Consider the following 8,071-nt stretch of genomic DNA (forward strand, 5'->3'; position numbering starts at 1 on the left):
TCATGCCCTCCGGTCAATTCATCTGCAGGTGCAGGATCACAGCGTTTTGAATCAGCACGTTGGCACCAGAGTTCTGGATCACCAACGGAAGGCCGCTCATGTTCGAGAACGCGCCAGCGCTGATGACGTTAGTGCCGGTCGCCACGTTAATGGCCGTGTTGTTGGCCGTCGTGCCGGTGAGCGTCATGTCGTTATAAACCAAGCCACTGCCACCGCGGTATTCTTCCAGCGTGGCCGGTACGACAGGCTTGTCGAACCCGGCAGGGCCAGTACTGTGCACGACGGCGTTTGCGGTGAGCGGCTCAACCCGTGGAGTTTGCGCAACAACGTGTGCTGGCAGCGCGATCACCAATGCTGCGCAGGTGAACCAGGAAAGATCGGGCAATTTCATTTTGTTTTCCCCTTCGGTTTGCGGTAGCGGCAAGCCGACATCGACCCTGGCATGGGATTCTTGATCGATGTCGGCTGGTGGCTTATTGGCCGATGGCCAGGTTAGCCTGCACGTTCACGCTTTGCTGAACCAGCGAGGAAATGCCGCTGTTCTGGCTTGCGATCATGATGCCGGCAGCCGATTGCCCGACGCTGGTCATGGTGTTGGCCATGCTGAAGGTTCCTGCGTTGACGTTGTTGGTGCCACCAGCGCCACCGGTGCCGCCCATGCCGACACCACCCGTGCCGCCCGCAGCCGTGTTGGTGCCGCCGTTGCCCGCGCCACCCGTGCCGCCCGTGCCGCCGCCACCGGCACCACCGTTGCCCGCCGTGTTGCTGCCGTTGCTGGCGCCGCCATTGCTGGCGCTGCCGTTCGTGGCCGACCCGCCGGCACCGCCGGCACCCAGGCCGGCCGTGCGCGTGCTGGCGCCGCCATCGCTGCCGGCACCACCACCGGCGCCGCCCGCACCGCCAGTACCCGTAGCGCCGCCAGCGTTGGTTGCACCGCCGCCCGAACCGCCCGCACCGCCACTTCCAAACTCGCCGCCATTGCCGCCGTTGGCACTACCGGTAGCCGCACCGGCATTAGCGCTGCCGCTGCTGCCGCCGTCGTCGCCATTGGCTGTCGCCAGGCCGCCGATATTGGCACCGCTCGCGTTGCCGCCAGCACCCGCCGCGCCCGAGCCCGCAGTGGCGCTGCCATTGGTGGCACTGCCATTGGTGGCGGGGCCGTTGGTGGCGTTGCCGCCTGTTGCCCCTGCGGCGGCAGAACCGCCAGCGCCCGTGCCGCCGACGCCCGTGCCGGCGCTCTGGCCACCTTTGCCCACGCCGCCATAGCCACCGTTGCCGGTTCCGCCTGCGGCGGAGCCCGTGTTGTAGGCGGTGTTACCGAGGCCATGCACCATGTTGTTGGTTACGGTACCACTCAGGCTGCTGCTGGCGGTGGCCGTGGTGACATTGAAGGCGTTGCTGAACGTGCCGGTAGAGCCGTTGTTGAGCGCAGCCGAACGTGCGGCGTTGGCAGCTGCCGCGCCTGACTTTTTGTTCAGGCTGCTGTCAGACGGGTTCGCGGTTGACGTGTTTGTGGCCGTGCTCGTACTGGTGCTTGTGTTGTTGCCGGTCGTACTCTGCTGGTCGGTGGTATTGGCAGACGCCACACCGCTCAAACCGAACGCCACTGCCATGGCCGAAGCCAGAAGTGTCTTTTTCATGGAACCTCCTAAGGTGATTCAATTTGTTTAAAAAAGCAGTCTTGGATGAATTGCGTCGCCGCAAATCGGTGGCAATTCAGCAACTTCGATGCCAACCCGGTCCAGGAACAGGTAAGCCCTTGAGTTCATTGGGTAAATTGAAATTTCCGTTGCCCGACAAGCCATCAATGGCAACCCTGAGATGGAAGTCCAAGGCTGGACTGTCACAGATGGTTGACGGTCACCCTGCCGCATTAACGGGCCGTCACCTGCCGCTGTGCGACGCAGATGGCCTGCGCAAGGGGGTACGGACGACGCCGGCAGGCACGCAAGACAATGCGCCGGATAACCGTCTCAAGCCTGTGACGATGCTGACAAGAGGCCATGGTCTGGGCGCCTGACCGAGTTCGCTGGCAACCGGCTGCAGCATCCTGTCTGGCATGGCTTCGCCGCCCGGCGTGGCACAGGCGCGCTGGCCGTATCCGGCATGTGACATGTCGCCGGTCCTTGAGGTGTGGCGATGCGCGCAGGCTGACAATCGGCCCATTCAGCAGGCCCCGCTTCAAGCGGGAAAATAATCGCGGCACTTGATGCCCGTCAATTGCACCGCCCGGTCCGCTTTGCAAAATGAAAATCTGAATTTTCAGCAAGCGCAACAACGGGGGAGTTCCATGAAGAAATACCGCTGTAACGGGTCCTTGGCTATTTTGGCCTGTACCTCGCTGGCCATCACGGCTACGGCGTCCCATGCGCAGGGGGCACCGGCGACGAGTGATGATGCAGGTGTGCGTATCGAACGGCTGCAGCAGCAGCTGACCGAGCAAAACCAGCAGATTGAATCCCTCAGGCAAGCGGTGGCAGACCAGGAGGCGCGCCACCGCGAATTGCAGCGGGCGCTGGGCCAGGAGTCCCGCCCTGTTGCCGGTCAGGCTGAAGGCGCCGGGACTGCGGACGCGCAGAGTGCGTCCGATACGTCCCAACGCCCCGTGCGCGTCGGGACTGCGCCCAGTCAGGAGATCACGCAACCTGCCGTGGCGCCTTTGTTCGATCAGCCCGGCATTCTTACGCCCGGAGGCAAGTTTTTGCTTGAGCCTTCGGTGCAATACAGCTATTCGTCGAGCAACCGCGTCGCGCTGGTGGGTTACACCATTATTCCGGCGTTGCTGATTGGCCTGATCGATGTGCGCGAGGTCAAGCGAAGCACGCTCACGGGCGCCTTGACGACGCGCTATGGCCTGAGCAATCGGCTGGAGCTGGAAGCGAAACTGCCTTATGTGTACCGATCCGATGCGACGATCAGTCGCGAGATATTCGAGGGATCAGCCTCTGAAAGGGCGTTTAACAGCAGCGGCCGCGCCTTTGGCGACGTCGAACTTGCGGCACGCTACCAGCTCAATGACGGCGGTGCGAACAAGCCCTATCTCATCGGGTCCTTGCGCTTCAAGGCGCGCACCGGCAAGGATCCGTTCGAGGTGGTGACGGATTGCGTCACGCGCTGCGTGGGCAACACGACGGGTACCGGCCTGCCGCTCGATTTACCCACCGGTTCCGGTTTTTACTCGTTGCAACCCGGCCTGACCTGGCTGTTTCCGTCTGACCCTGCCGTATTCTTTGGCGGCATCAGCTACACGCACAACTTCAAGCGCAGCAATCTCAGCCGCCAGGTGCTGGGCGGCGAGCGGGAGTTTATTGGCACCGTAGAGCCCGGCGGCATCTTCGGCATCAATTTCGGCATGGGGCTGGCACTCAACGACAAGTCGACGTTCAGCATGGGCGTTGACCTGAACTCCGTCGGTCGCACGCGCCAGAACGCAACGCCGGTGGCGGGCTCCGTGCGCACTCAGCTGGCCAGCCTGTTGCTGGGCTATTCGTACCGATACAGTGACAAGACGACCTTTAGCGTGACGGTCGGCGCCGGTCTCACGCGTGATACGCCGGATCTGACTGTGGGCCTCAGGATTCCGATGTCATTCTGAAGGGGTGTCATGGAGTTGCGAAAAATCCTGTCCGTCTGCGTGGGATCCTGTTCTGGAGAGGTGTTTGATCAATTGCCGGCGAGTGGCTGGATTTCTCTGCCAGCAATCGATCTCGTCGCGGCGCGGCGCATACAGGCGCATCAGCAGGTGAAGGTTGGCGTGCTGCTGCTCGGTGACGCTTCCCTCGAGCGACTCGGCGAAGTCGAGGAGTGGCTGCGGCTATCGAACAGGATGGAGTGGGTGGGCGTGTTCCAGGTCGAGGCCCTCGATTCGCCCGTCCTGCGCGAGCTGGTCCTGAGCTGCTTTTTCGACTACCACACGCTGCCCGTGGACTGGCGCGTGCTCAATCTCACACTGGGGCACGCCTTTCGCCGCGCCCAGTTGCGAGGCCAGGACGACGATTACCTGAAGGCTGAGGGCAGCATGGGCATGGTCGGGCACAGCGCAGCGATTGTGCGTTTGCAGCAGCAGATACGCAAAGTGGCTGCCACCGACGCGCCGGTCCTCCTTGGTGGAGAAAGCGGCAGCGGCAAGGAGTTGGCCGCCCGTGCCATTCACCAGTGTTCCCGGCGCGCCGCTGGGCCCTTCATTGCCGTCAATTGCGGTGCCATTACGCCCTCGCTGATTCAATCGGAACTGTTTGGCCACGAGCGCGGGTCGTTTACCGGCGCGACGGCGGGCAAGCACGGACTGATCGAGGCGGCCAGCGGCGGCTCCATCTTTCTGGACGAAATTGCTGACCTGCCCCTTGAACTGCAGACCAATCTGCTGCGTTTCCTTCAGGAGCACACCATTCATCGTGTGGGCTCCACGCGCAGCTTGCAGATGGATGTCCGCGTGGTGGCCGCATCGCACGTAGACCTGGCGGTGGCGGTGGCGGCGGGCCGGTTTCGGGAAGACCTGTTTTATCGTCTGAACGTATTGCCCATCGTGGTGCCGTCCCTGCGTGAGCGCATTTCCGACGTGCCGGAGCTGGCGCAGCATTTTTTACGCGGCGGCATGGCCGACAAGCACCCGCGACGGGTGGAGGGCTTCAGTCGGCAGGCCATGACTGCAATGATGTCCCATCACTGGCCGGGCAACGTGCGCGAGTTGTTCAACCGTGTGCAGCGCGCCGCGGTGATGACCGACCAGCGTTTGATCACGCCGACGGATCTGGGGCTCGAGGTGGCAAGCAGCCCTGTCGGTATTGAACTGGACACGGTGCGAACCATGGCGGAACGCGATGCGATTGCGCTGACCCTGGTTCGCGTTGGCCGCAACATCACCCATGCGGCACGCGAGCTGGGCATCTCGCGCATGACGCTGTACCGACTGATGGACAAACACGGCCTCGCGCCACGCGCTGAGTGAGTTCATCGCCGCTTCAAACCCACAGAAATGTTCAATAGCCGGTCCATGACGCACGACCAGCAGCCATATGCAGACGAAAAAAACCCAACGACTTCGTTGGGGTCTGTTAGGTGCCAGGTTGGGTTTGGCTGTGCAACCCTTCGGGAAATGATGCGAATTTCCGATTTTGGCGGAAGCGGTGAGATTCGAACTCACGGAGGACTCACATCCTCGGCAGTTTTCAAGACTGCTGCATTCAACCGCTCTGCCACGCTTCCAAGCCCGCTAGTTTAACCGCAGGGCGGGCTGACGTTGGGGCTGGCACTGAAAAAATAGGCGTCAGGCGTCAGGCGGCCTGCAGCATGCCTTTGCTTTCGATGAAGGCCACCACCTCGGCCAGGCCGGTGTTGGTTTTGAGGTTGGTCATGACGAAGGGTTTTAAACCCTTCGCGGTGGTGCGCATGCGGATGGTGTCGGCCTGCATCACGCCCAGGTTGGCGCCTACGTAAGGGGCCAGGTCGGTCTTGTTGATGACGAACAAGTCGCTTTTGGTGATGCCCGGGCCGCCCTTGCGCGGGATTTTTTCGCCGGCGGCCACGTCAATTACATAGATCGTGAGGTCGCTCAGCTCGGGGCTGAAGGTGGCGGCCAGGTTGTCGCCGCCCGATTCGATGAACACCACGTCGGCATTCGGGAAATCCACCAGCATGCGGTCGATGGCTTCGAGGTTGATCGAGGCGTCTTCGCGGATCGCCGTGTGCGGGCAGCCGCCGGTTTCCACCCCCATGATGCGCTCGGCGTCCAGTGCGCCGCTCACGGTGAGCAGGCGCTGGTCTTCCTTGGTGTAGATGTCGTTGGTGATCGCCACCAGGTCGTACTTGTCCTTCATGGCCTTGCACAGCATTTCCAGCAGGGTGGTTTTGCCCGAGCCGACAGGCCCGCCAATGCCCACGCGCAGGGGCGGCAGTTTTTTGGTGCGGTTGGCGATGTGGTGCAGGCTCATGGGGCAATCCCTTAAACGGTTAGAGAAGGCGGTTCGTCAGGAGCGAAAGAGTCGCGAATATTGGGTTTCGTGCTGGGCCGAAAGAATCGCCAGCATGGGTGAGAACGCCTGGCGTTCGCTGTCTGGAAGCTGCAGGGCCGATTCGACCGCCGAGGGAATGTCCCGGCTCAAGCGGGCCAGGATGCGCTGGCCGGCGCTTTGGCCGAGGGGCACCGACTTGAGCGCTGCCTGCATCATGTTTTCGGCCCAGCCAAAGGCGTAGGCCAGCATGCAGTCGCGCACACCGGCCGCAGTTTGCGACGCCGCCAGTGCAAAAGCCACCGGATAGGTCGGCTGCATCTGGGCGCAGGCGTCAATGTGCCCGGCGTTGGCGCCGTCATGGTTGCGCAGCCATTCCAGCAGCGACCGGCCCATTTGCTCGGCCTGCAGCCGCAGCTCGCTGGTTTCGCGGGTCTGCAGCACCCAGTCGTTGAGTTGCTGGATGCGACGCAGGTCAGCCTGGCGCCAGGCCGGAATGGCCTGCGCAATGACGGCCAGATCGCCGCGTGCCAGCGTCAGGTGAAGCTGGTCCATCAGCCAGTCGGATGCTATGCTTTCAGTAGCTACTCCGGCCCGTTCCACGGCGGCTTCAAGCACTTCAGAGTATGAAAAACTGCCCACAGGCAAGGCCGGCGAGGCCAGCCAGATCAACTGGATAAGACTGGCCGCAGGCAGGGGCTCGTCTGCTGGCATCATCAATTCCACGCTTGTTTCAATGGCTGTGCGGCTTGCGCGGATGGATTTGAATGGCGACCGGCTTGATGGCGTCAGGCTGCGCGTGGTCGTGGTTATGGTTGCAATTCGGCCCGTGGACATGGGCGGCCGGGGGCACGACGGCCGCTGGCGCATGGGCGTGGTCATGAGCGCCTGCGCTGTAGGCGCCGCCTTCGGGCTCAAACGCTTCCTCGACTTCCTGAACGGTCAGGTGCATGGCGCGCAGCATCTCGGCCAGCACATGGTCGGGTTCGATTTTCAGGTGATCGGGTTTCAGCTCGATCGGCACATGGCGGTTGCCCAGGTGGTAGGCCGCGCGGGTCAGGTCAAAGGGCGTGCCGTGCGCCTGGCAGGCCGTGATGCGCAGCACCGCCTGCGGCGCGGCAATGACGCGGACCATGGAGCCGTCTTCGGCCACCAGCACGTCGCCGCCGCGCACCAGCGTGCCGCGCGGCAAAAACACGCCAAGCTTGCGGCCCAGCGAGTCGGTCGCGTCAAAGCGGCTTTTCTGGCGCACATCCCAGTCGAGCTCGAGGGAGGAGGCGCGTTTGATCAGCACCGGGGCCAATCCGGCACCCTGCGAAATGAGTTTGGATATTTGAAGCATCAGCCGATTAAAACAAAAAATAACGCTGCGTCATCGGCAGGCTGGTGGCCGGCTCGCAGGTCAGCAGTTGACCGTCGGCGCGCACCAGGTAGGTCTGGGCATCGACTTCCATTTTGGGCAGGTAGTGGTTATGAACCATGTGCTGCTTGCGCACGCCGCGAATGTTTTTGACCGCGCTGAGCGTTTTGGCCAGGCCAAAGCGGTCCTTGATGCCAGCGGCCAGCCCGGCCTGCGATACAAAGGTCAGCGAGCCCTTGGCAATCGCGCCGCCAAAAGCGCCGAACATCGGCCGGTAATGCACCGGCTGCGGCGTCGGAATCGAGGCATTCGGGTCGCCCATGGCGGCCATGGCGATGAAGCCGCCCTTGAGGATGATGGACGGCTTGATGCCGAAAAACGCCGGTTTCCACACCACCAGGTCGGCAAATTTTCCCTGCTCGATGGAGCCGACCTCGTGCGAAATTCCGTGGGCAATGGCCGGGTTGATGGTGTATTTGCTGATGTAGCGCTTGACGCGGAAATTGTCGTGGCGCTCGGTGTCCCCTGGCAGCTTGCCGCGCTGCTGCTTCATCTTGTGGGCGTTTTGCCAGGTGCGGATGATGACTTCGCCGACCCGGCCCATGGCCTGGCTGTCGCTGCTCATCATGCTGATGGCGCCCAGGTCGTGCAGGATGTCTTCGGCGGCAATGGTTTCCTTGCGGATGCGGCTTTCGGCGAAGGCCAGGTCTTCGGCAATCGCCGGGTCCAGGTGGTGGCAGACCATCAGCATGTCCACATGCTC

General features: G+C 62.6%; 9 protein-coding genes and 1 tRNA gene. 3 read left to right on the top strand and 7 right to left on the bottom strand.

Going from position 1 to position 8,071, the window contains the following annotated elements; genetic code table 11:
* Positions 1-13 precede the first annotated feature (13 nt).
* Positions 14-391: a hypothetical protein gene (locus tag Q8K05_RS02475; RefSeq protein ID WP_305244958.1), complete on the bottom strand. Its 378-nt coding sequence runs from the start codon at positions 389-391 to the stop codon at positions 14-16.
* Positions 392-473: 82 nt separating this feature from the next.
* On the bottom strand, positions 474-1,640 hold the full coding sequence (locus Q8K05_RS02480) for a hypothetical protein (RefSeq protein WP_305244959.1): 1,167 nt from the start codon (positions 1,638-1,640) through the stop codon (positions 474-476).
* A 23-nt stretch (positions 1,641-1,663) separates the two neighbouring features.
* On the opposite strand from Q8K05_RS02480, the gene Q8K05_RS02485 reads away from it, so the two are divergent.
* The 3 genes from Q8K05_RS02485 to Q8K05_RS02495 all read left to right on the top strand — a co-directional run bounded on the left by Q8K05_RS02485 (position 1,664) and on the right by Q8K05_RS02495 (position 4,948).
* The gene (locus tag Q8K05_RS02485) at positions 1,664-2,020 is read left to right on the top strand and encodes a hypothetical protein (protein WP_305244960.1); all 357 of its coding nucleotides are present in this window, start codon (positions 1,664-1,666) and stop codon (positions 2,018-2,020) included.
* 270 nt (positions 2,021-2,290) lie between these two features.
* Positions 2,291-3,595 carry an acetate kinase gene (locus Q8K05_RS02490; protein ID WP_370868757.1) on the top strand — a complete coding sequence of 435 codons (1,305 nt, stop codon included), beginning with the start codon at positions 2,291-2,293 and terminating at the stop codon, positions 3,593-3,595.
* A gap of 9 nt (positions 3,596-3,604) precedes the next feature.
* On the top strand, positions 3,605-4,948 hold the full coding sequence (locus Q8K05_RS02495; RefSeq protein ID WP_305244962.1) for a sigma-54 dependent transcriptional regulator: 1,344 nt from the start codon (positions 3,605-3,607) through the stop codon (positions 4,946-4,948).
* Between the two features lie 167 nt (positions 4,949-5,115).
* Here the strand turns inward: Q8K05_RS02495 and Q8K05_RS02500 are convergent.
* From Q8K05_RS02500 to Q8K05_RS02520, 5 genes are all read right to left on the bottom strand, one after another.
* Positions 5,116-5,205, bottom strand: a tRNA-Ser gene (locus tag Q8K05_RS02500).
* 68 nt (positions 5,206-5,273) lie between these two features.
* Positions 5,274-5,930, bottom strand: a complete 657-nt coding sequence (ureG, locus tag Q8K05_RS02505) for an urease accessory protein UreG (RefSeq protein WP_305244963.1) — start codon at positions 5,928-5,930, stop codon at positions 5,274-5,276.
* Positions 5,931-5,966: 36 nt separating this feature from the next.
* Complete coding sequence (locus Q8K05_RS02510; protein ID WP_305244966.1) at positions 5,967-6,665, bottom strand: urease accessory protein UreF; 699 nt, start codon at positions 6,663-6,665, stop codon at positions 5,967-5,969.
* A 16-nt stretch (positions 6,666-6,681) separates the two neighbouring features.
* Entirely contained in the window at positions 6,682-7,290 is a 609-nt protein-coding gene (gene ureE, locus Q8K05_RS02515; protein ID WP_305244964.1) for an urease accessory protein UreE, read from the bottom strand.
* A gap of 7 nt (positions 7,291-7,297) precedes the next feature.
* Positions 7,298-8,071 (bottom strand): urease subunit alpha (locus Q8K05_RS02520; RefSeq protein ID WP_305244965.1); only part of this gene is annotated, 774 nt, incomplete at its 5' end.

Origin of the sequence: Polaromonas sp., from assembly GCF_030682935.1 — a bacterium.
Lineage (GTDB): Bacteria > Pseudomonadota > Gammaproteobacteria > Burkholderiales > Burkholderiaceae_C > Polaromonas.

What these genes read in the sequence shown, in the direction of transcription:
- Q8K05_RS02475 (WP_305244958.1), bottom strand. Translation starts at nt 391, where the DNA reads ATGAAATTGCCCGATCTTTCCTGGTTCACCTGCGCAGCATTGGTGATC.
- Q8K05_RS02480 (WP_305244959.1), bottom strand. Translation starts at nt 1,640, where the DNA reads ATGAAAAAGACACTTCTGGCTTCGGCCATGGCAGTGGCGTTCGGTTTG.
- Q8K05_RS02490 (WP_370868757.1), top strand. Translation starts at nt 2,291, where the DNA reads ATGAAGAAATACCGCTGTAACGGGTCCTTGGCTATTTTGGCCTGTACC.
- Q8K05_RS02495 (WP_305244962.1), top strand. Translation starts at nt 3,605, where the DNA reads ATGGAGTTGCGAAAAATCCTGTCCGTCTGCGTGGGATCCTGTTCTGGA.
- ureG (WP_305244963.1), bottom strand. Translation starts at nt 5,930, where the DNA reads ATGAGCCTGCACCACATCGCCAACCGCACCAAAAAACTGCCGCCCCTG.
- Q8K05_RS02510 (WP_305244966.1), bottom strand. Translation starts at nt 6,665, where the DNA reads ATGATGCCAGCAGACGAGCCCCTGCCTGCGGCCAGTCTTATCCAGTTG.
- ureE (WP_305244964.1), bottom strand. Translation starts at nt 7,290, where the DNA reads ATGCTTCAAATATCCAAACTCATTTCGCAGGGTGCCGGATTGGCCCCG.